General features: G+C 71.2%; 17 protein-coding genes and 1 pseudogene. 8 read left to right on the forward strand and 10 right to left on the reverse strand.

Annotation, left to right across the window (positions count from 1 at the left end):
* Nucleotides 1–5: 5 nt before the first annotated feature.
* The 4 genes from K311_RS0100485 to pyrH form a co-directional block, all read right to left on the reverse strand.
* Nucleotides 6–854, reverse strand: coding sequence for a phosphatidate cytidylyltransferase (locus K311_RS0100485; protein ID WP_043797670.1), 849 nt, complete (start codon nt 852–854; stop codon nt 6–8).
* The gene (gene uppS, locus K311_RS0100490) at nt 851–1,597 is read right to left on the reverse strand and encodes a polyprenyl diphosphate synthase (protein ID WP_026815677.1); all 747 of its coding nucleotides are present in this window, start codon (nt 1,595–1,597) and stop codon (nt 851–853) included. Before uppS ends, K311_RS0100485 begins: the two co-directional genes overlap by 4 nt.
* Before the next feature lie 11 nt (nt 1,598–1,608).
* Nucleotides 1,609–2,166 (reverse strand): ribosome recycling factor, encoded by a 558-nt coding sequence (gene frr / locus K311_RS0100495; RefSeq protein WP_026815678.1) that lies wholly within the window; start codon nt 2,164–2,166, stop codon nt 1,609–1,611.
* Nucleotides 2,167–2,236: 70 nt separating this feature from the next.
* On the reverse strand, nt 2,237–2,959 hold the full coding sequence (gene pyrH / locus K311_RS0100500) for a UMP kinase (protein WP_026815679.1): 723 nt from the start codon (nt 2,957–2,959) through the stop codon (nt 2,237–2,239).
* Nucleotides 2,960–3,196: 237 nt separating this feature from the next.
* Between pyrH and K311_RS0100505 the strand changes: the two genes are divergently transcribed.
* On the forward strand, nt 3,197–6,781 hold the full coding sequence (locus tag K311_RS0100505; protein ID WP_154659400.1) for an autotransporter family protein: 3,585 nt from the start codon (nt 3,197–3,199) through the stop codon (nt 6,779–6,781).
* 409 nt (nt 6,782–7,190) lie between these two features.
* Here the strand turns inward: K311_RS0100505 and tsf are convergent, their stop codons facing one another.
* Together tsf and rpsB are read right to left on the reverse strand one after the other, a co-directional pair.
* Nucleotides 7,191–8,072, reverse strand: a complete 882-nt coding sequence (gene tsf / locus K311_RS0100510; protein ID WP_026815681.1) for a translation elongation factor Ts — start codon at nt 8,070–8,072, stop codon at nt 7,191–7,193.
* A 206-nt stretch (nt 8,073–8,278) separates the two neighbouring features.
* Entirely contained in the window at nt 8,279–9,112 is an 834-nt protein-coding gene (gene rpsB / locus K311_RS0100515) for a 30S ribosomal protein S2 (protein WP_026815682.1), read from the reverse strand.
* A gap of 256 nt (nt 9,113–9,368) precedes the next feature.
* Between rpsB and map the strand changes: the two genes are divergently transcribed.
* From map to dapE, 6 genes and pseudogenes are all read left to right on the forward strand, one after another.
* Nucleotides 9,369–10,142, forward strand: a complete 774-nt coding sequence (gene map, locus K311_RS0100520; protein WP_026815683.1) for a type I methionyl aminopeptidase — start codon at nt 9,369–9,371, stop codon at nt 10,140–10,142.
* Entirely contained in the window at nt 10,139–12,748 is a 2,610-nt protein-coding gene (glnD, locus tag K311_RS0100525) for a [protein-PII] uridylyltransferase (protein ID WP_026815684.1), read from the forward strand. Before map ends, glnD begins: the two co-directional genes overlap by 4 nt.
* Nucleotides 12,696–13,577 (forward strand): annotated as a pseudogene (dapD, locus tag K311_RS0100530) (2,3,4,5-tetrahydropyridine-2,6-dicarboxylate N-succinyltransferase); the annotation flags it as partial. The gene glnD and the pseudogene dapD, both read left to right, overlap by 53 nt.
* Before the next feature lie 72 nt (nt 13,578–13,649).
* On the forward strand, nt 13,650–15,623 hold the full coding sequence (locus K311_RS0100535) for an alpha/beta hydrolase family protein (RefSeq protein WP_026815686.1): 1,974 nt from the start codon (nt 13,650–13,652) through the stop codon (nt 15,621–15,623).
* Between the two features lie 9 nt (nt 15,624–15,632).
* The gene (locus K311_RS0100540; RefSeq protein ID WP_026815687.1) at nt 15,633–15,992 is read left to right on the forward strand and encodes a Spx/MgsR family RNA polymerase-binding regulatory protein; all 360 of its coding nucleotides are present in this window, start codon (nt 15,633–15,635) and stop codon (nt 15,990–15,992) included.
* The gene (dapE, locus tag K311_RS0100545; RefSeq protein WP_026815688.1) at nt 15,989–17,128 is read left to right on the forward strand and encodes a succinyl-diaminopimelate desuccinylase; all 1,140 of its coding nucleotides are present in this window, start codon (nt 15,989–15,991) and stop codon (nt 17,126–17,128) included. The genes K311_RS0100540 and dapE overlap by 4 nt, the downstream gene beginning before the upstream one ends.
* Before the next feature lie 22 nt (nt 17,129–17,150).
* Here the strand turns inward: dapE and K311_RS14620 are convergent, their stop codons facing one another.
* The 4 genes from K311_RS14620 to K311_RS0100565 form a co-directional block, all read right to left on the reverse strand.
* Nucleotides 17,151–17,582, reverse strand: a complete 432-nt coding sequence (locus tag K311_RS14620; RefSeq protein ID WP_043797621.1) for a hypothetical protein — start codon at nt 17,580–17,582, stop codon at nt 17,151–17,153.
* A 160-nt stretch (nt 17,583–17,742) separates the two neighbouring features.
* A complete protein-coding gene (locus tag K311_RS0100555; RefSeq protein ID WP_043797623.1) occupies nt 17,743–20,124 on the reverse strand; it encodes a penicillin acylase family protein in 2,382 nt (793 codons plus the stop codon).
* Nucleotides 20,125–20,483: 359 nt separating this feature from the next.
* Nucleotides 20,484–20,804, reverse strand: a complete 321-nt coding sequence (locus K311_RS0100560) for a hypothetical protein (RefSeq protein WP_026815690.1) — start codon at nt 20,802–20,804, stop codon at nt 20,484–20,486.
* Nucleotides 20,805–20,813: 9 nt separating this feature from the next.
* Nucleotides 20,814–21,023: a twin transmembrane helix small protein gene (locus K311_RS0100565; protein ID WP_026815691.1), complete on the reverse strand. Its 210-nt coding sequence runs from the start codon at nt 21,021–21,023 to the stop codon at nt 20,814–20,816.
* A gap of 150 nt (nt 21,024–21,173) precedes the next feature.
* Between K311_RS0100565 and K311_RS0100570 the strand changes: the two genes are divergently transcribed.
* Complete coding sequence (locus K311_RS0100570) at nt 21,174–22,619, forward strand: aminotransferase-like domain-containing protein (protein WP_245570609.1); 1,446 nt, start codon at nt 21,174–21,176, stop codon at nt 22,617–22,619.
* Nucleotides 22,620–22,623: the final 4 nt, after the last annotated feature.

Here is a 22,623-nt window from a genome sequence, read left to right on the forward strand (position 1 = left end):
CCGGATCACAGGCCCGCCAGCGCCTTGCCGACCGCGAACACCGGCAGTGCCGCCAGCAGGCTGTCGAGGCGGTCCATCGCGCCGCCGTGGCCGGGGATCAGGTTGCCCGAATCCTTCATGCCGGCATGCCGCTTCATCAGGCTCTCGAACAGGTCACCGACGATCGAGGCCGCGGCGACCACCATCACCACGGCCACCAGCTTCGGCAACTGTTCCCAGGTCAGGCCGAGCACCGGCACCGCCGCGGCGGCGTAGAGCGCGCAGGCGGCCAGGCCGCCGGCGACGCCTTCCCAGGACTTTCCGGGGCTGATCGCCGGCGCCAGCTTGTGCCTGCCGAACTTCGAACCGGCGAAATAGGCGCCGCTGTCGGCGACCCAGACCAGGGCCACCGCGAACAGCGTCCAGCGCGGCCCGAACGGGTCTACCGGGTCGCCGTGGTGCAGCCAGCCGACCGCGCACCAGGCCGGGATCACCGCCAGGCTGCCGGCGAGCAGCTTCAGCACCCGGCCGGCGTGGTTGTCGGCACGCGCGAACTGCGGACGCGCCAGCCACAGCGGCACCAGCAGCCAGAACAGCACGCCGACGAGGGTGACCATCTGCAGCGGCACCAGGGGACGTACCGGGCTGGTGCCGGCCAGCCAGGCAATGGCCGCCAGCACCAGCGCGTTCGCGGTGACGATGCCGGTCCGCGGCAGCGACTCCTCCAGGCCGGCGAAGCGGGTCCATTCCCACATGCCGTACAGCAGCGCGACCGCGACGAACGCAGCCAGCCACGGTGTCGGCAGGAACAGGATCGCGAGGATCGGCAGCGGCGCCAGGAACAGCGCCGTGACCACGCGCTGGCGCCGGCTCACGTCGCGCCCCCGGCGACCTGGGCGCTGGTCAGCCCGAAGCGGCGCTCGCGCTCGGCGAAATCGGCGACCGCCGCGCGCAGCAGCGCCGCGTCGACGTCCGGCCACAGTGTCTCGGTGAACCACAGCTCGGTATAGGCCAGTTGCCAGAGCAGGAAATTGCTGATCCGCAGGTCGCCGCCGGTGCGGATGAACAGGTCCGGTGGCGGCAGCCCGGCCAGGCTCAGATGGCTGCCGAGCAGCGTCTCGTCGATCGTGGCCGGGTCGAGCCGGCCGGCGGCGGCCTCGATGGCGAGCTTGCGAGCCGCCTGGGCGATGTCCCAGCGGCCGCCATAGCCGGCGGCGATCGTCAGCGTCAGCGCGCGATTGCCGGCGGTGCGAATCTCGGCTTCCGCCATCCGGTCGCGGATCGCTTCCGGAAAGCCGCGGCGCTCGCCGATGAAGGCCAGCCGCACGCCGCGCCGGTGCAGTTCGTCGACCTCGAGCGAAAGCATGCGCAAGAACAGCTTCATCAGCGCGCCCACTTCCTCGGGCGGCCGGTTCCAGTTCTCCGACGAGAACGCGAACAGGGTCAGCGCCTCGATGCCCTCGGCCAGACAGAAATCGACGCAGACCTGCACCGCGCGGGCGCCGGCGCGGTGGCCGAGGGTGCGCGGGCGCTGGCGACGCTGCGCCCAGCGCCCGTTGCCGTCCATGATGACGGCGATGTGGCGCGGTTTGCGCGAGGGGGCGATGGCGGCAGTCATGAGCGAGGCCGTCAGACGGCCATCAGCTCCTGCTCCTTCGCCTTCACCACGTCGTCGACGTCCTTCACCGCCTTGTCGGTCAGCTTCTGGATCTCGTCCTCGGTGCGGCGGGCATCGTCCTCGGTGATCTGCTTGTCCTTCAGGAGTTCCTTCACCTGCTGGATCGCGTCGCGGCGCACGTTGCGGACCGCCACCTTGGCGTTCTCGCCTTCGTGGTGCACGTGCTTCGTCAGGTCCTTGCGGCGCTCCTCGGTGAGCGGCGGCAGGTTGATGCGGATCACCTGCCCGGCGGTGTTCGGGGTCAGGCCGAGGTCGGAGGCGAGGATGGCCTTCTCGACCGCGCCGACGATCTGCTTCTCCCACGGCGTGATCGTCAGCGAGCGCGCATCGGCGACGGCCACCGTGGCCACCTGCGACAGCGGCACGTCGGAGCCGTAGTAGTTCACCTTCAGGTGGTCGACCAGCGCGGTGCTGGCGCGACCGGTGCGCACCTTGGTCAGGTCGTGGCGCAGGGCCTCGACCGACTTGTTCATGCGGGTCAGGGCGTCTTTCTTGATTTCGTTGAGCATCGGTGGCTCCGGGATCCTGGTCGGCCGGACGGATCCGGCGAGGGCGGGATTATAGGCGCAGCGGCGCCGGTCACGGCCCGACGAGGGTGCCCAGCGAGTCGCCGCGCAGGATCCGCATCAGCGCCCCGGCCTGCATCATGTCGTAGATGCGCAGCGGCACGCCGTTGTCGCGGCACAGCGCGAACGCGGCGGTGTCCATCACCTGCAGGTTGCGGGCGATCACGTCGTCGTAGCTCAGGTATTCGAAGCGCTTCGCGTCGGGATTCTTCTTCGGGTCGGCGTCGTAGATGCCGTCGACCTTGGTCGCCTTCAGCAGCAGGTCGGCGCCGATCTCGCTCGCGCGCAGCGCCGCCGCCGAATCGGTGGTGAAGAACGGATTGCCGGTGCCGGCGGCGAACAGGGCGATGCGGCCCTTCTCCATGTGCCGGATCGCGCGGCGGCGGATGTAGTCCTCGCAGACTTCGTTGATCTTGATCGCGCTCATCACGCGGGCGACGCCGCCGGCCTTCTCGATCGCGTCGGCCATCGCCAGCGCGTTGATCACCGTCGCCAGCATGCCCATGTGGTCGCCGGTGACGCGGTCCATGCCGGTGGCGGCGAGGCCGGCGCCGCGGAAGATGTTGCCGCCACCGATCACGAGGCCGATCTGGGCGCCGGCGCGTTCGGCATCGACGATCTCGCGGGCGATCGCGGCGATCACCCGGGGGTCGATGCCGTAGTCCTCGTCCCCCATCAGCGCTTCGCCGGAAAGTTTGAGCAGCACGCGGCGGTACTTCAGCGGGGTATCGGTCATCGGGATCTCCGGGCGGGCAAACGGCGGAATTCTACCCGACCCGGCACCTTCACCGCGCGTTGGCGCGAGGGCTGCAATCGACCGCGATTGGCGCGATGCTTGCGCCACGGCCGGCGGCGGCCCGGGGAAAACTGGCCGCCGCAGGGAAGCGCACTCGTTAGCGTCCCGCAGGACGGCCCGCACTTCGCCGACTGATTTCACCGCCTGACGGCGGTTCACGGACACGGGGAGAAGACGATGACGGTTGCACGACACGGATTGCGGTGGTGGCTTCAGCGGCTCGCGTGCTCCGGCCTGCTGGCGGCGACGGCCGCGGCCGGGCAGGGACTCGGTGAGGTCGCGCTGGAGGTGCCGGCCGGCGAACTCGACGCGGTGACGGGCCAGGGCATCGAGCTGCAGGTCGTGAAGACCCGCGGCGGCAGTGCCGCCGTCGGCGAGCAGGTGCACTGGCAGCTCGAGGATCCGGCCTCGGGGCGGATCGATCCGATAGACGACGTGACCCGCGCCGGCGGCGACGGGGTGACCGCCGGCTCCGCCCGTGCACGCTTCACCGCTGCCCGCAGCGGCCGTCACGGCATCACCGTCGCGACCCCGGTCGACCCCGGCTGCACCGGTGCCGACTGCCGCATGTTCACCCGCCGCATCGTCGTGCTCGCGGCTGCGCCCGCGGCCGGTAGCGGTCCCGGCGCCCGCGACCTGCTGCTGATCGGTGGCAGCGCGGTCGCCGCGATGGCGCTGATCGGCAGTGGCGACGATGGTGACCGCCCGCAGGACGGGCTGGTGATCGTCTCCGGCAACAACCAGTCGGCGCTCGCCAACAACCCGCTGCCCGAACCGCTCGTGGTCGACGCCGGTTCCGGCGGCGGCCCGGCGGCCGGCAAGTCGGTGGTCTGGACCGCCACCGGGGGCGCGCAGCTGTCGGCGAACCGCACCACGGTCGCCGCCAATGGCCGCACCAGTGTCGACGTGCTCAGCGTCGGCCCCGGCCCGGGCAACGTCACGATCACCGCCTGCCTCGACACCGAGGCGCAGCCCTGCGTGCAGTTCACCGCGACCGCGAACGTCGCCGGCCTGCAGAAGGTGTCCGGCGACAACCAGATCATTCCGGTCGACAGCACCACACCGGTCCCACTGCGGGTGCGCACCACCCTGAACGGCAATCCCCAGGCCGGCGTCGCGGTCAACTGGCAGGTATCGGGCGCCGGCAGTCTTTCCGGCATCACCGCGGTCAGCGACGCCTCCGGCTTCGCCCAGGCCTTCGTCGATGCCGGGCCGTTCCCGGGCAACATCTCGGTGGTGGTCAGCCGCGTCGACGCCCCCAGCGCGACCCAGACCTTCTCCATCGAGTCGATCGAGACCCGCGACCTCGTGAAAGTGTCCGGCGACGGCCAGTCGGCCGCCCAGGGCCAGCCCGCGCCGGCGCCGCTGGTCGTGCGCGCGCTGGACAACGGCGGCCCGGACCCCGGCGTGACGATCCTCTGGAGCGCGACCGGCGGCGCCGTGCTCAGCGCCACCAGCAGCGTCAGCGACGGCGCGGGCAATGCCCAGGTCACGGTCACCGACGTCGGCATGGGCACCGGCCCGGTCACCGTCTTCGCCAGCCGCGCCGACGTGCCTTCGCTGTCGGTCAGCTTCACGATCGCCATCGATCCGCCAGTGCTGGACGTCGTCTCCGGCGACGCCCAGTCCGGCCTCGCCGGCACCCCCGCGGCCGCGCCGCTCGTCGTCCAGCTGCGCGACGCGCTCGGCAACGGCATCGCCGGGCAGCCGGTGCAGTGGACGGTGATGTCGGGCTCGGCGACGCTGTCGTCGACGGTGGCGATCACCGACACCGGCGGCTTCGCGCAGGTGGATTTCACCTTCGGGCCGAGCCCGGGACCGGTCAGCATCCGCGCCTCGGCGTTCTCGGGGGCGGCGACGGCGATGTTCTCGGCGACCAGTCTCGCCCCCGGCGCGCTCGCGCCGGCCGGCGGCGACAACCAGACCGGCGATCCCGGCGACACCCTGCCGCAGCCGCTGGTCGTCGACATCGGCAGCCCCACCGCCGGCGTGCCGATCACCTTCGCGGTGATCCAGGGCCAGGCGACGCTGTCGACCTACAGCACGGTCACCGACACGGGCGGCCAGGCCAGCACCATCGTCACCCTCGGCACCCGCCCGGGTACGGTGATCGTGCGCGCCACCGGCCCGGGCGGCATCAGCCACGATTTCACCCTGACGATCACCGGCACGGTGGTGGTGTCCGGCAGCACGATCGTCGGCGGCGACGGCCAGGAACTGGCGATCGGGGTGCCCTCGGCGCCGATGATCGTCGAGCTGATCGACACCGGCACCAGCGCGCCGCTGGCCGGCGTCACCGTGCACTGGTCGACGACCAACGGCACGCTCGCGAACGCTACCACGGTGACCGACACCAGTGGCCGGACGAGCAATACGGTCACGATCAGCTCGGCCGGTCCGGCGACCGTCACCGCGAGCTTCCCGACGGTCGACCAGTACGACGGCACCAGCGTCGTCTTCCATCACAACGGCCCGCTGGCCGCGGTGCCGAACCTGCCGGTCAACGAAGCTTCGGTCGCCGAGGCCCTCGACGCCGCCTGCGGCGCGATCGGCGGCGGCGGCAGCACGCCGGGCGAACAGGACCTGGTGGCGCAGTGCACCGCGCTCGCCGCGGCTTCCGGCAGCGATCCGGTCGCGGTCGGCGAGGCGCTGTCGGCGATGCTACCCGACGTCGCCCAGACCCAGGCCGACGCGGGCCAGGCGGCCGTCGGCGCGCAGTTCGAGAACCTGCAGGGCCGCATCGTCCAGCTGCGCAGCGGCATGCCGCTGGCGAAGGTGTCCTTCAACGGGCTCAACCTGGCGATGGCCGGCGGCCAGGTGCCGCTGGCCACGCTCGGCGCGCTGTTGATGGACGCCGATCCGGCGGCGTCGGCGACCGACGAGACCGGCTTCGCGAAGTGGGGCTTCTTCGTGTCCGGCAACATCGGCCGCGGCGAAGCCGACCCGACCAGCCTGACGCCGGCGTACGACTTCGACGTCAACGGCCTCACCGCCGGCTTCGACTACCGGGTCAACGACAACCTCGTGCTCGGCATCGCCCTGGGTTACACGAGCCAGGACACCGACCTGGCGAACGCCCAGGGCTCGGTCGACACCCGCGGCTTCAGCCTGTCGGGTTACGGCACCTGGTACGTGCACGACGCCTGGTACCTCGACGGCGTGCTGACCTTCGCCCGCAACGACTACGACCACGAGCGGCGGATCGCCTACGTGCTGCCGGGCGTCATCGTCGACCAGGTGGCGGTGGCCAGTTCCGACGGCCAGGACCTCAGCGCGACGCTGACCTTCGGCCGCGACTGGCAGAACGGTCCGTGGCAGCTCGGCCTGTACGGGCGGGCGCAGTACAACCGGATGTCCTTCGACGCGTTCGAGGAAAGCGTCGACCCGACCAAGCCCGGCGCCGGCCTGGCGCTGCGGGTGGAGTCGCGCGACGTCACCGGCACTTCGGCGATCCTCGGCGGCAAGATCGGCTACGTGCACAGCGCGAGCTGGGGCGTGCTGATCCCGCAGCTCGAGGTCGAGTGGCAGAACGACTTCGAGAGCGACGCCGAGGCCTTCCGCGGCTACTTCATCGACGATCCGACCGGCACGCCGATCCTGGTGCTCGGTGACGACATGGACAGCAAGTACTTCCGCGTTGGTCTCGGCATGTCGATGGTGCTCACCGGCGGCCGCTCCGGCTTCATCACCTACGAACGGATCGTCGGCCGTTCCGGCATCGAGCAGGACATGCTGACGCTGGGGTTCCGATGGGAATTCTGAGGCGAGTGGAGAGTGGAGAGTAACGAGTAACGAGTGGGGCGCTGCGCGGGAGTGCAGCGCCCCTCTTCTTCAGTTCGTAGTTCGTACGAGGTAGTTCGTAGTCCTCACTCCCACTTTCCACCTCCACCAGAAACGACGACCCGTCTGGAGTAAAGCCCCCCTTGGTAAGGGGGGCGCGCCGAAGGCGCGGGGGATTGGGAGTGATGAGCCCGGGGCCCGCGATTTCGCCGCAGGCGGAATCGTGGGGGTGTTCCGCGAATGCGGAACAACGCCCCCACCCGCCGAAGGCGCGGGGGATTGGGAGTGATGAGCCTGGGGCCCGCGATTTCGCGGAAACGAGAGGGCCCCGCATCGCGGGGCCCTCACTTTTCCGCGAAATCGCGGGGGTGTAACCAGCGCTGTGCGCTGGTTACACCTGCATGGCCTTCGCAACTTCGGCGGCGTAGTCCTCGACCACCTTCTCGATGCCTTCGCCGACCGCGAGGCGGACGAAGCGGACGACGTCGGCGCCGGCGGCCTTCACCGCCTGCTCGACCGTCTGGTCGGTGTTGAGCACGTACGGCTGGCCGTACAGGGTGACCTCGTTGACGATCTTGTTGATCTTGCCGCTGATGATCTTCTCGAGGATCTCGGCCGGCTTGGCCTTGTCCTTCTCGGACATCTTGGCCAACTCGATCTCCTTCTCCTTCGCGATGAACTCGGCCGGGACGTCCGCGGCCTTGTTGTGCGGCGGGTTCATCGCCGCGACGTGCATCGCGATGCCGCGGGCCAGGTCGGCGTCGCCGCCCTTGACCTCGACCAGCACGCCGATACGGCCGCCGTGGATGTAGGCGGCGACGTTGTCGCTGCTGTCGATGCGGGCCATGCGGCGGACCTGCACGTTCTCGCCGACCTTGGCGACGACGGCGGCGCGGGCTTCCTCGACGGTCTCGCCGGTGGCGACCTTCGCGGCCTTCAGCGCGTCGATGTCGGCGGCGCCGGAGACCAGCGCGGCCTGGGCGACGGCGTCGGCGAAGGCCAGGAAGTTCTCGTCCTTGGCGACGAAGTCGGTCTCCGAGTTGATCTCGACCAGCACGGCCTTGCCGCCGTCCTGGGCGGTGACGATGCGGCCTTCGGCGGCGACGCGGTCGGCCTTCTTGTCGGCCTTGGCCAGGCCCGACTTGCGCAGCCACTCGGCGGCGGCGTCGATGTCGCCGCCGTTCTCGGCCAGCGCCTTCTTGCACTCCATCATGCCGGCGCCAGTGCGCTCGCGGAGTTCCTTGACGAGGCCCGCGGAGATGTTCGTGGTCATCGTGTTTCCTTTATGCGTGAGGTGTCGTCGGCTGCTGGAGGACGCTGGGGGCCTCGTCACGGAACTCCGCGACTTCGTCAGGCCTCCATATCCCCTGGCCGATGACGGTGAGGCCGTCATCGGCCGCCCCCCTTAACTGAAGGGGGGCTCCAACAGCGAAAAGCAAAGCAGTAGCCAACGTCCCGGCGCGGGGCGCCGGAACGGGGTCAGCGCTTGTCGCCGCGCGGGGCGCGCGGGCCGCGCTTGTCGTCGTTGCGCGGGGCGCGGCGCGGGGCGGCCTTGCGGTCTTCCTTCGCGACCGGGTTGCCTTCGGCGTCCAGCTCGACGAAGTCGTCGGCGGCGACCGCGGCCTGCGGGGCGGCGGCCTTGCCTTCCAGCACGGCGTCGGCGGCGGCGCGGACGTACAGCTGCACGGCGCGAATGGCGTCGTCGTTGCCCGGGATCGCGTAGTCGACCAGGGCCGGGTCGTAGTTGGTGTCGACGACCGCGATCACCGGGATGCCCAGCTTGCGGGCTTCCTGCACGGCGATGTTCTCGTGGCCGATGTCGATCACGAACAGCGCGTCCGGCAGGCGGTTCATGTCCTTGATGCCGCCCAGCGAGGCTTCCAGCTTCTCGCGCTCGCGGCGCAGGCCCAGCACCTCGTGCTTGACCAGCTTCTCGAAGGTGCCGTCGGTCTCGGCGGCCTCGAGTTCCTTCAGGCGGGCGACCGACTTCTTCACGGTGGCGAAGTTGGTCAGCGTGCCGCCGAGCCAGCGCATGCTCATGTAGGGCATGTTGCAGCGGGTGGCTTCTTCCTTCACCGCCTCGCGCGCCGAGCGCTTGGTGCCGACGAACAGCACGGTGCCGCGCTTCTGCGCGATCGCCGAGATGAAGTTCATCGCGTCGACGAACAGCGGCAGGGTCTTCTCGAGGTTGATGATGTGGATCTTGCCGCGGGCGCCGAAGATGTACGGCGCCATCTTCGGGTTCCAGTAGCGCGTCTGGTGGCCGAAGTGCACGCCGGCCTCCAGCATCTGGCGCATCGTGATCTGGCTCATGGTGTTTCCTTCACGAAAGGGAGCCGGCCGCGCGTCGGCGGCTTCGGAGCTCCGGGGTTGGGCCTCCACCGGGCCGCCGTCTCGAACCCCGGCTGCCGGAGGGCAGGGCGGGGCACCCCGGGACGGGGGAATGCCTGGTGTGTGTATTCGCCGGTGACGCCCGGCGTGGGCGGTTCGGTCCGCCTGGGCGGAGTTCGAGCCGCGGGAGTATACGCGGCTGGCCGGAACAGGGGCAAGCGGGTGATAATCCCGCCCCATGATCACCATCAAGTCCCCGGCCGAGATCGAGGCCATGCGAGTCGCCGGCCGCCTGGCCGCCGAAGTCCTGCAGGTCGTGGCCCCGCACGTGAAGCCGGGGGTCAGCACCGCCGAACTCGACCGCATCTGCCACGACCACATCTTGAACGTGCAGCAGGCGATCCCGGCGAACGTGGGCTACAAGGGCTTCCCGGCGACCATCTGCACGTCGGTGAACAACGTGATCTGCCACGGCATCCCGAGCGATTCCAAGATCCTGAAGGACGGCGACATCGTCAACATCGACGTCACCGTGATCAAGGACGGCTGGCACGGCGACACCAGCCGCATGTACTGCGTCGGCACCCCGTCGGTGAAGGCGAAGCGCCTGGTCGACGTGACCCGCGAGGCGATGTTCCGCGGCATCCGCGAGGTGCGCCCGGGCGCCACCCTCGGCGACATCGGCCACGCCATCCAGAAGTACGCCGAGGGCCAGCGCTTCAGCGTCGTGCGCGAGTACTGCGGCCACGGCATCGGCCGGGTCTACCACGAGGATCCGCAGGTGCTGCACTACGGCCACCCGCAGACCGGCGTGGTGCTGCAGCCGGGGATGACCTTCACGATCGAGCCGATGATCAACGAGGGCAGCCGGCATTCGAAGCTGCTCAACGACGGCTGGACCGTGGTCACCCGTGACAAGTCGCTGTCGGCGCAGTGGGAGCACACCGTCGCGGTGACTGCCGACGGGGTCGAGATCCTCACCCGCGTGCCCGGCGACGACAACGACCTGTGACGCCGCCGGCCGCCGCCGACGCGGCCGCCTGGCGCGACGCCGCCCGCGCCGATCTCGTCGCCCTGCGCGCCCGTCTCGCGGAGCGCTTCGCCGCCGGTGATCCGGCCGAGCGCCTGGTCGCCGCCTGCTGTGCCGGTACCGATGCCCTGGTGCGCGCCGGCTGGGCGGGCAGCATCCCTGCGGACGCGCCGCTGCACCTGCTGGCCACCGGCGGCTACGGCCGCGGGGAGCTCTACCCGCATTCGGACATCGACCTGCTGGTGCTGGCCGAGCCGGAAGCCCAGCAGGCGCATGCCGCCGAGATCGGCGAATTCTTCGCGCGGCTCTGGGATGCCGGCCTGGCGCCGGGGCAGGCGGTGCGCTCGCTGGCCGAATGCCGTTACGCCGCCCGCGACGACCTCACCGTCTTCACCGCCCTGCTCGAATGCCGCGTGCTCGCCGGTGATCCGGCGATGCTGCCGGCGCTGGCCGACGCCCTCGCGCCGCCGGCGGTCTGGCCACCGGCGGACTTCTTCGCCGCCAAGCGCGAGGAACAGCGCGCCCGCCACGCCCGCTACGACGACACCGCGCACAATCTCGAGCCGAACCTGAAGGAAGGTCCCGGTGGCCTGCGCGACCTGCAGACCGCGACCTGGATGGGCATGCGCCTGTACGGCGTTCCCGGGCTGCGCGCGCTGGTGCCGCTCGGCCTGCTCGGCGAGGACGAGAGCACGGCGCTGGAACGCGACTGGCAGGTGCTGGCGCGGCTGCGCTTCGGCCTGCACCTGCTCGCCGGCCGGCGCGAAGACCGGCTCGGCTTCGACCACCAGAAGGCGCTGGCGGGCCGGCTCGGCCTGGCCGACGAGCACCGCGACAACCTCGCGGTCGAGCAGATGATGCAGGGCTTCTTCCGCGCCGCCGCGACGGTGATGCGGATCTGCGACCGCCTGCTGCAGCGCTTCGAGGAACAGCTCAGCGGCGACGAGGCACCGGTGCCGGCCGGCGAAGGCTATGCGCTGCGCCACGGTTACCTGGCGATGGCCGAGCCGCAGCGGCTGCGCAGCGGGCTCGCGGCGGTGCTCGAGCTCTTCGCGGCCTGGGCGGCGCAGCCGGAGGCGCGTGGCCTGCATTCGGAGACCGCGCGCGCGCTCGGTGAGTCGCTCGGCGCGATCGCGCCGTGGTCGCGGCAGCCGCCGGAACTGCGCCAGCGCTTCATGGCCCTGCTCGAGGGCCCGGCGGCGGTGACGACGCTGGCGCGCATGGCCCGGCTCGGCGTGCTCGGGCGCTACCTGCCGGCCTTCGGACGCGTATCCGGGCGCATGCAGTACGACCTGTTCCATGTCTACACGGTCGACCAGCACACGCTGGCGGTGCTGGCGAACATGGAAGGCTTCGCGCGCGGCGCCGATCCGCGCTTCAGCGTCGCGCACGAGGTCTGGCCGCGCCTGCGCAAGCCGCATCTGCTGCTGCTCGCCGGCCTGTTCCACGACATCGCCAAGGGCCGCGGCGGCGACCATTCCGAGCTCGGCGCGATCGACGCGCGCGAGTTCTGCGCCGGGCACGGCTTGCCGGAAACCGATACCGACCTCGTCGCCTGGCTGGTCCGCGAACACCTGCTGATGTCGGTGACCGCGCAGCGCCAGGACATCTCCGATCCGGATGTCGTGTCCCGCTTCGCGACCCGCGTCGCCGACCGCGAGCATCTGGACTACCTGTACCTGCTGACCTGCGCGGATATCGCCGGCACCAGCCCGAAGCTGTGGAATGCGTGGAAGGACCGCCTGCTCGCCGACCTGCACGCGGCGACGCGTTCGGCGTTGCGCCGCGGACTCGAGAACCGCGTGCACGCCGACGAGATCATCGCCGAGACGCGGGCCGCGGCGACGGCGCTGCTCGATGCCGAGGGGGTGGATCCCGCCGCGGTGGCCGAAGCGTGGGCGGCGTGGCCGCCGGTCGCCTTCCTGCGCTACCGGCCGGAGCAGGTCGCCTGGCAGACCCGCGGCATCCTCGCCGCCGGCGGCGCCGATACCGTGACGCTGGTGCGCCGGCATCTGGTCGACGAGGGCATGGAGGTCTTCGTGCGCACGCCGGACCGCGACGGCCTGTTCGCGGCCCTGGTCGCCACCCTCGACCGGCTCGGCCTGAACGTGCTCGAGGCGCGCGTGCTCGGCTCCGCCGACGGCTTCGCGCTCGACAGTTTCCAGGTGCTGGCACGGCAGGCGCCGGTGCCGGAACCGGAGGCGGTCGCGGCGGCGCTCGCCGCTGCCTGCCGCGATCCGCTGAAGGTGCGTCCGGTCCGCCGTGCGGCGCCGCGGCTGCTGCGCCATTTCCGTTTTCCGGCGCGGGTCGAGTTCGACCCGGTGCAGGACGGCCGCGGCACCCGCATCGCCCTGGTCTGCACCGACCGCCCGGGCCTGCTCGCCGGCGTCGCCGACGTGCTGCGCCGGCACCGTCTGCGCGTGCACGACGCCCGCATCGCGACCTTCGGCGAGAAGGTCGAGGACTTTTTCCTGGTCACCGACGCGCAGGACCGCGCGCTCGCCGACCCGGCCCTGATCGAGGAACTGACCCGGGCGATCCGCGCCTGCGTCGACGGAGAGGAAGCCAATGGCCCGCAAGAAGCCTGACACCGAACAGCTGCGCACGATCATCGAGGACGCCTTCGAGCGCCGCGCGACCTTGAGCCTGGCCGAGATCGAAGGCTCGACGCGGCCGGCGGTGGAGGAGGCGATCGAACTGCTCGAGTCCGGCAAGGCGCGCGTGGCGGTGCCGGCCGGCAAGGGCTGGGAAGTGCAGGAATGGCTGAAGAAGGCCGTGCTGCTGTATTTCCGCATCAACGACATGGCGCTCGCCGAAAGCTACCCGGCGCCGTACTGGGACAAGGTGCCGCTGCAGTTCGAGGGCTGGGACGAAGGCGATTTCCGCGATCTCGGCGCCCGCGTCGTGCCGGGCGCGATCGTCCGTGCCGGCGCCCACATCGGCAAGGACGTGGTCCTGATGCCGAGCTTCGTCAACATCGGTGCGTATGTGGGTGCCGGGACGATGGTCGACACCTGGGCCACCGTCGGTTCCTGCGCCCAGATCGGCAAGCGCTGCCACATCAGCGGCGGCGCCGGTATCGGCGGCGTGCTCGAGCCGCTGCAGGCCAGCCCGACGATCATCGAGGACGACTGCTTCATCGGCGCCCGCGCCGAGGTCGTCGAGGGTGTGATCGTCGGCAAGGGCAGCGTGATCGGCATGGGCGTCTTCCTCGGCCAGTCGACCCGCATCTACGACCGTGCCAGCGGCAAGATCGGCTACGGCCGGGTGCCGCCCGGCAGCGTCGTCGTCTCCGGTTCGCTGCCGGCCGCCGACGGCAGCCATTCGCTGTACTGCGCGGTGATCGTCAAGCAGGTCGACGCGAAGACGCGGGCGAAGACGTCGGTCAACGAACTGCTGCGCGGCGCGGTCGAGTAAGGTCCCCGATATCGGGTAGCCTTGCCCGCCGCCGGCGCCCGCGTCGCTGCGCCGAACCTCACCGGAGTCGCCATGCCGAATCTTCGCTTCCTGCTCGCAGCCCTGCTGCTCATTCCCGTCACCGTCGCGGCGCAGGCGCCACCGGCGGTCGACGTCGGTCCCTACATCCGCCGCCACAGCTTCGAGGACATGGTCGTTTCGCCGACCGGCCAGTACCTCGCCGCGACGGTGCCGCTCGAGGACCGCACCGGCCTGGTCGTGCTCCGCCGCGACACCCTGGAAGTCACCGCCCGCTTCACCCTCGGCAAGGACACCCACTTCCTCGACCTGACCTGGGTCAGCCCGGAGCGCCTGCTCGCGTCGATCGCCGAAGCGCACGGCAGCCGCGACCAGCCGTCGCTGACCGGCGAGCTGTTCGGCGTCGACGCCGACGGCCGCAACCAGCGGATGCTGGTCGGCTACCGCGCCGAGATCAATCCGCAGGCCTCGCGCCTGACCACCGCCAACGCCGACGCGGTCATCGCCTTCCTGGTCGACGACCTGCCGAAGGAGGACAACTACGTGCTGATCGGCGTGCGGCCGTTCGTGCCCGACGCCTACACCCGGCTCGAGCGCATGGACGTGCGCAACGGCCGGCGCACGCCGGTGACCCGGGTGTCGGCGAAGTACGCCAGCTTCTTCACCGACAACGCCAGCCGGGTGCGCGTCGCCGTGGGTGTCGACGGCGGCAATGCCAGCCAGCTCTTCCACCGCGCGAACGACGATGCGGAGTGGGTGCTGATCAACGACGAGAACAAGACCGGCCGCATCGAGTCGCCCATCGGCTTCTCGGCCGACGACCGCGTGCTCTACCTGCTGAGCCAGATGCCGGAAGGTCCGGATGCGCTGATCGCCTGGGACAGCGTCACCGGCGAGCGCAGCCCGGTGCTGCGGCACGCGTGGGCCGATCCCTACGACGTGCTGTACGCGATGGGCAACAACAACATTCCGGTCGGCCTCGGCTGGGCGGTCGGCAACCAGCCGGAGCTGGGCTTCGTCGCCCCCGAACATCCCGACGCGATGGTCTACCGGATGCTCGAGAAGGCCTTCCCGGGCCACCGGGTGGCGGTCACGTCGACGACCGACGACGGCAGGATCGCGCTGCTGCACCTGTCGAACGGCACCACCCCGGGCGAGTTCTTCCTGTTCGACATCGCCAACCGCAAGGCCGACCACCTCGCCAGCGCCGCCGAATGGATCGATCCGTCGGCGATGGGCGAAGTGCGGGCGATCGAACTGAAGGCGCGCGACGGCCTGACCCTGCGCGGCAAGCTCACGCTGCCGCCCGGCAGCGATGGCCGCGGGCTGCCGATGGTCGTGCTGCCGCACGGCGGCCCGTTCGGCGTGTTCGACGACTTCTCCTACGATTTCGAGAGCCAGCTGCTGGCGCGCGCCGGTTATGCGGTGCTGCAGGTGAACTTCCGCGGCTCCGGCGGCTACGGCCGCGCCTTCCAGCACGCCGGCGCCCGCCAGTGGGGCCGGACGATGCAGGACGACCTGACCGACGCGACGAAGTGGGCGGTCTCGGAGGGCATCGCCGACGGCGGCCGCATCTGCATCTACGGCGCCAGCTATGGCGCCTATGCCTCGCTGATGGGCGTCGCCCGCGAGCCGGAGCTGTACCGCTGCGCGGTGGGCTACGTCGGTGTCTACGACCTGCCGCAGATGGTGCGCGACGATTCCGGCGACAGCGCCTCGATGGCGACCTTCGCGCGCCAGTGGGTGGGCCGCCCCGAGGATCTCGACGCGGTGTCGCCGAATCGCCTCGCCGGCAACATCCGCGTGCCGGTGTTCCTGGCCTGGGGTGGCGAGGACGAGATCGCCAAGCCGGCGCATTCGCGCGCGATGGAACGCGCGCTCGCCGGTGCCGGCGTGCCGGTGGAGACGCTCTACTACCGCAACGAATCGCACGGCTTCTACACCGCCGAGCACAAGCGCGAGTACTACGCGAAGCTGCTCGACTTCCTCGCCCGCCACATCGGCGGTGCTCGCGCGGCGGGCAACTGAGGCGGCGCGATGACGATCGAGCTCTACGGCCTCGACACCTGCGACAGCTGCCGCAAGGCGCGCAACTGGCTGACGCGTTTCGGCATCGACTTCCGCTTCGTCGACCTGCGCGCGCAGCGGCAGGCGCCGGAGACGCTGAAGGCCTGGGCGGCCGCGCTCGGCGGCTGGCCGGCGCTGGTCAACCGGCAGTCGACGACATGGCGGCAGTTGCCGGAGACGCGCAAGTCGCCCGGCAGCGACGCGGAATGGCTGTTGCTGCTGAAGGAATACCCGGCGCTGATCAAGCGCCCGGTGCTGGTCGACGATCAGGGCGTCGGCGTCGGCTTCAGCGACGCCGCCTGGAAGCGTCGCTTCGGGGTCGGCAAGTGAATGCCGCCGGCGACGTCGTCGCGCTGACGCAGGCGCTGATCGCGCGGCCGTCGGTGACGCCGGACGACGCCGGCTGCCAGGACCTGATCGCGGACCGGCTGGCCGCGGCCGGCTTCCGCATCGAACGCCTGGACCAGGGCGAGGTCCGCAACGTCTGGGCCGAACACGGCGACGGCGGCGACGTGCTGGTCTTCCTCGGCCATACCGACGTCGTGCCGCCGGGGCCGCGGGCCGACTGGCGCAGCGATCCGTTCGAGCCCACGCTGCGCGACGGCGTGCTCTACGGCCGCGGTGCCGCCGACATGAAGGGCAGCGTCGCCGCGTTCGTGGTCGCGCTCGAACAGTTCGTCGCGGCCCATCCGCAGCATCCGGGCACGATCGCGCTGCTGCTGACCTCGGACGAGGAGGGCGATGCGATCGACGGCGTGCGCTACGTTGCCGAGCGTTTCCGCCGCGAGGGCCGGCGCATCGATTTCTGCATCACCGGCGAACCCTCTTCGAAGCAGCGCCTCGGCGACCTGCTGCGGGTCGGCCGCCGCGGCACCCTGACCGGCAGCCTGGTCGTGCACGGCATCCAGGGCCACGTCGCCTACCCGGAAAAGGCGCGCAACCCGATCCACGCGCTGGCGCCGGCACTGGCCGAGCTGTGCGCGCGGCAATGGGACGACGGCTACCCGGAGTTCCCGCCGACCAGCTTCCAGGTCTCGAACCTGACGGCCGGCACCGGCGCCGGCAACGTGATTCCCGGCCGCTGCGAGCTGGTCTGCAACTTCCGCTACAACCCGGGCTGGACGGCGCCGGCGCTGGAAGCCGAGGTCGTGGCGGTGCTCGCACGCCACGGCCTGCAGTACGACCTGCGCTGGCATCGCGGCGGGGAGCCGTTCCTGACCGGCGAAGGCCGCCTGCGCGTGGCGGCACGTGCGGCACTCACGGAACTGTGCGGCGGGTCGCCGGAGGAAAACACCGGCGGCGGCACCTCGGATGCCCGCTTCATCGCGCCTCTCGGCGCCGAGGTGGTGGAGCTGGGGCCCATCAACGCCAGCATCCACAAGGTCGACGAACACATCGCACTGGCCGAACTCGAGCGCCTCCCCGCGCTTTACCGAGCCGTCGCCGAGCGTCTGCTGCTCGCCTGAAACCTTCCGCGCTCCCGGTGTCTCAGGCGGCGGCGTCGAACCAGGCCGAATCGGCCCGGGCGCCGGCGCGCGTTTCCTTCAGCGTGCGCAGGATCCCGAGCACGTCGCGGTGCACGGCCTGCAGGCCCTCGTCCTGGGCGGTGCGCGTCTCGTGGTACACGACCGCCAGCCAGGTGCCGACGCTGCGCTGGCGCAGCTGGATGGCGCGGTCGTCGACGCGGCTGGCGCAGATCTCGGCGACCGGCGACCACGGCCGGTACATCGACGGGGACGTGTCGCCGTACAGATGCGGCAGCGGCAGCGCGGCCGCGGCGCGGATCTCGTTGAGCGTGTGGTCGGCGGTCTGGCGCCGCTGTTCCGGTGTCATCGCCTCGACGGCGCGGCGTACCGCGGCGGCCTGGCGGGTGAGCATCATCCGACGCCATTGCGTCAGCAGCTTGAGCAGGAAATCCATTCGTTCTTTCACCTTCAGCAGTTGATCATGCTGCGGTGAATCGCTCCCCCTGACGGCGACCCACCCGTCTCCGCCCCGGCGGAGCGAGCCGGGGCGTGAGCCGTTTATGCACCCGAATTGTGCCGTGTGTCACCGCACTTTTTCCGTTTTGTGCACAAGTTCACAGTTCCGCTGACAGCCGCAAGCGGTATTGCGCAGGCCCGGGCAGGAACGGCGACGGATCGCCGCGCACCCAGTCGGCATGGCCGGCGCCCCAGAACGGCGACAGCGGATGACCACTCTGGCCGCCGGGCATGTGCACGATGCCCTCGGCCTCGTGGCCCGGCGCGACGACCATGCGTTCGCTGGCGCCGAAGGCCGGGGACTGCACCCGCGGCATGTGGCCGTCGCCGGCGAGCCGATCGGCGGGCATGCACAGCAGGCCGCGCGTGAAGGCCGGCAACGCCGCGGCGAGCGGATGGCAGATCGCGGCGGTATTGCGCTCGCCCCAGCGCCGCTGCGCCAGCGGCCCGGTCGCCTCGAGCTGCGAGCGCACTTCGCCGGCGGCATCGGCGAGCAGCGCGTCCCAGCTCGCGTAGGCGCGTGGCAGCAGGTGCGCGGGGCGCTGTTCGAGCAGTGGCCAGGCGACGGCTTCGAACTGCGGCAGGTCGGGCATCACGAAGTCGTCGCCGAGCGCCGCCATCGCCGGCGCCAGCAGGCCCTGCTGCAGCCGCCCGAGCACCGCCAGGCGCCAGCCGCGGACGATGCGGTAGCCGGCCGACGCGGGGTCGGCGCGACCGTTCCAGTCGGCGGCAGCGGCCGCCAGCGCCTGCAGCGCCGGATCGCCGCGCTGCGCCTCGGCGGCGAGCAGCTCGTGCCAGCGCTGCAGGAACAGCGCGCGGTCGTCGAGCTGGATCGCCAGCAGGTCGGTTTCGGTGAAGGACTCACGCGCGAACAGGCCGTCGCGGATCTGCCGCGCGCGGGCGCCGTGGGCGTAGCCGGCGTCGCCGACGAGGGCCAGCGCCTCGCCGTCGACGAGACGGTTGTTCGCCGACCACAGCCGCCCCGATGGCGGATCGACGATCTGCGGGTTGTGGATCGGATCCAGCCAGCCGACCCAGCGGCAGGGCGCATCGACGCTCATCGGCAGCGTCGGCGTGCAGTCGCCGCGGCGGTCGGGCAGGCGGCCGGTCAGGCGCCAGGCGATGCGGCCACCGGCGTCGGCGACCAGCAGGTTCTGCGCCGGGATGCCGGCGCCGTCGGCGACCAGCAGGGCGTGGTCGACGTCCGGTGCGAACACCATGTCGGCCAGGCCCAGGTTCAGCGCCCCCGGCAGCTGTGCGCTCCAGCGCAGCGCCAGCGCATTGCCGTCGGGCAGGTCGGCGACGATCGGGCCCCAGCGGGTGTCGCGGACGACGAACGGTACCCGCTCGCGGCCGCGCACCTCGATCCATTCGGTGGTCTGCAGCACCAGCGCCTGGCCGTCATGCGTGTAGTACAGGCCGTCGCCCTGGCCGCTCCATTCGACCTTGTAGAAATCCAGCCAGTCGCCGTAGCTGTTGGTGAACCCCCAGGCGACCCGGGTGTTGCTGCCGGCGATCACCGACGGCAGGCCGGGCAGGGTGAAGCCGGCGACGTCGACCCGGCCGTCGGGCGCGCGCGTGTCCGGCCAGCGCAGACGGGCGCGGAACCACAGATTCGGTGCGCGCAGGCCGAGGTGCATGTCGTTGGCGAGGATCGCGCGGCCGTCGGCGGTCAGCGTGCCGGCCACCGCGAAGTTGTTGCTGCCCGGCGCGGCGGCTTCCGAATGTTCGCCGTCGCTCGTCGCCGCGGGTACCGGCAGCGTGCGCAGGTCGAGTTCGTCGGCCCCCGGCAGCGGCGCGTCGCCGCGCGGGTCGCCGAGCAGCGGCGCGTCCCAGGCGCTGCCGTCGCGGGCGACGAGGGCATACAGCGCAGGCGGCACGACTTCGCGGATGCGCCACAGTGCCAGCTCGCGCGAGTTCGCCTCGTCCTGCAGGTCGAAGAACATCGCATAGCCGACCAGGGCGCTGTCCTCGACCGTCCACGGCTGCGGTTCGGCCTGCAGCAGCTCGTAGGCCCAGGGCTTGCGCGCCAGCGCCTGCAGACCGGCGTTGACGCCGTCGCGGTAGGCCTCGAGCTGGGCCAGGCGGCCGCCGGCGAAAGCCTCGAAATCCTGGGCCAGGCGGGCGCGCAGGCGATGCACCCGCGCCGCCTTGTCGCGCTCGAGGGCGCGTTCGCCGAACAGCGCCGACAGCTCGCCGGCGGCGGAGCGGCGCAGCAGGTCCATTTCGAAGAAGCGTTCCTGCGCGTGCACGAAGCCGATCGCGCGGTAGGCGTCGAGTTCGTTCGCGGCGTCGATCGTCACCACCCCGAGGGCGTCGCGTTCGACCGTCACCGGCGCCGACAGGCCCGGCAGTGCCGCCTCACCCTCCAGCTGCGGCAGGCTGCCGCGCCACAGCCACCACAGCACGCCGATCGCCACGAGCCCGAGCACCACCAGCACCGCCAGCCCGCGGGCGGCGAATCGAAGCAACCTGCGCATGCCTTCCCCTGTCATTCCCGCTTCCCCCGAAGGATCGCGTATCGCCCCGGGCCGCGCCACCGCTTCGAATGCCGCTGTCGGGTTCGGCGGGCGCGCGGTGATCGCAGGGGTCGTTTTCCGGACACGCCGTGAATACGTCCCTGTAGGCTCCTCGGCGACATCCATGTCGCCGAAGGTCCGGAAAACGACCCCTGCGGTCACCGCCACCGGAGAATCGATGGCGGCATTCGAAGAGTGGCGGTGCGACCGGAATGAGCTTCGGACTTCGGGCGAAGGGGCGCTGGCGACGACACCGAAAGCGGTCGCCGCCGCCGACGAACCCACACCCGGCCGCACGAGCTCCCGGCCAGGAACGCGGCTCAGCGCGCGAGTGCGCCGCGGCGGAGGAGCTGGCGGCGGAGGAGGATGGCGACGAGGACGACGCCGAGGAAGGCCGCGTAGGAGAGCGTGCTGGCGAGGATCTGCGGCCAGAGCTTGCCGTAGGAAGTGTCGGCGATGTCGAGGCTGAGCCACGTGCTCCAGACCCCCGCGCCCGTCGCCAGCGCCAGCGCGCCGGCGTCGTACAGCCGGCGCGTGCGGCCGCGCGGTTGCCGCGGCCAGTACCAGTAGGCCCAGCCGAGGATCGCGAACCACGGCAGGAACAGGATCATCGCGAGGTTGAGTTCGACCAGCGGATTCATCGCCGCGACTCAGCCCCGGTGCACGTCATGCGGCTGCAGCACGCCGGTGGCGATGCCGGCGATCACCAGCAGGATCAGCGCGACCGACAACGCGATGCGCTTGGTCAGGGCGTTGACGGTGCGGTTGGTCGTGCCCTTGTCGACGACCATGTAGTACAGGCCGGCGCCCAGGTTCCAGACGATCAGCGCCAGGACCGCGACGATGAACAGGGTCTTCATGCGAACCTCCGGTTCGTTCGACCCGGCACCCACGGCGAAGCCGGGGAGGAGCGGGGATGGCGTATGGTAGGGCGACCGGATCAGTTCCGGGAGAAGCAATTCCGTGACCGGAAACCATATCAGTCGCCCTCGTTCAGGCTGGCGCCGGGAATGTCTGCCCCGCCGCACGTGCAGGGGCTCGCGGTGAAGCGGTACGAGACCCTCGCGGCCGAGGTCGCGGCGGCGATCGCCGCCGGCCTGTTCGCGCCGGGGCAGCGGCTGCCGTCGATCCGCCAGGCCAGCCGCGACCGCGGCGTCAGTCCGTCGACGGTGTTCGAAGCCTATTCGCGGCTCGAGGCCCAGGGCCTGGTCGAGGTGCGTCCGCGCTCCGGCTGGTACGTCACCGCGGTGGCGCCACCGCGGCCACCGGAGCCGGAGCGGCGCTCGGCACCGGACGGCGAGGCGCGGCCGGTGACCACCGGAGAACTGGTGTTCTCGCTGCTGGCGTCGACGATGCGCCGCGACGTCGTGCCGCTCGGCAGCGCCTTCCCGGACCCGGCGCTGTTCCCGCATGCGCGCCTGGCCGGCGAACTGGCGCGCGCCGGCCGTCGCCTCGGCGCGGACCCGCGCGCCGCCGGCGACGACCTGACGCCGGGCAGCCTCGCCCTGCGCCGGCAGATCGCCCTGCGCTACGCCGCGGCCGGCGCCCGCGTCGATCCGGAAGCGATCGTGGTCACCAACGGCGCCCTCGAGGCGCTGAACCTGTGCATCGCCGCGATTTGCCGTCCCGGCGACACCGTGATCGTCGAATCGCCGTGTTTCTACGCCTGCCTGCAGGTGCTGGCCCGGCACGGCCTGCACGCGCTCGAGGTCGCCACCGATCCGCGCACCGGCGTCGACCTCGAGGCGCTGGAGGTGGCGATCCTGCGGCATCGTCCGGCGGCGGCGTGGGTGATGACCGACTTCCAGAATCCGCTCGGCGCCTCGATGGACGCGGCGAAGAAGCAGGCGCTGGTCGCGCTCGCCAGCCGCCACCGCCTGCCGCTGATCGAGGATGCCGTTTACGCCGACCTGCACGACGGCCCCCGGCCGGTGTCGACGAAGGCCTTCGACGGCGAGGGCTGGGTGCTGCACTGCGGCTCGTTCTCGAAAACGCTGGCGCCGGGCTGGCGGGTCGGCTGGTGTGCGCCGGGGCGTTTCGCGCGCGAGGTCGCGCAGCAGAAGCTGGCGGCGTCGCTGGCGACCAACGTGCCCGCCCAGCTCGGCATCGCCGCGTGGCTCGAACACGGCAGCTTCGAGCGTCACCTGCGACGCCTGCGCGCGACGCTGGCGGAGTGGCGCGAACGTTACCGCCAGCGCGTGCAGGCGCATTTCCCCGCCGGCACCCGCATCGGCCGGCCCGGCGGCGGTTATTTCCTGTGGATCGAACTGCCCGAACAGGTCGACGTGATGGCGCTGCAGCGCGCGGCGATGGCGCGCGGCATCAGTCTGTCGCCGGGGCCGATGTTCTCGGCGTCGGCCGGCTTCACGCACCACCTGCGCATGAACTGCGGCTACCGGCCGGATGCGCGCGTCGCCGAAGCGATCGCCGTGCTGGGCGACCTCGCGGCCCTGTAGGAGC

Source organism: Arenimonas composti TR7-09 = DSM 18010 (genome assembly GCF_000426365.1).
Taxonomy (GTDB): Bacteria; Pseudomonadota; Gammaproteobacteria; order Xanthomonadales; family Xanthomonadaceae; genus Arenimonas; species Arenimonas composti.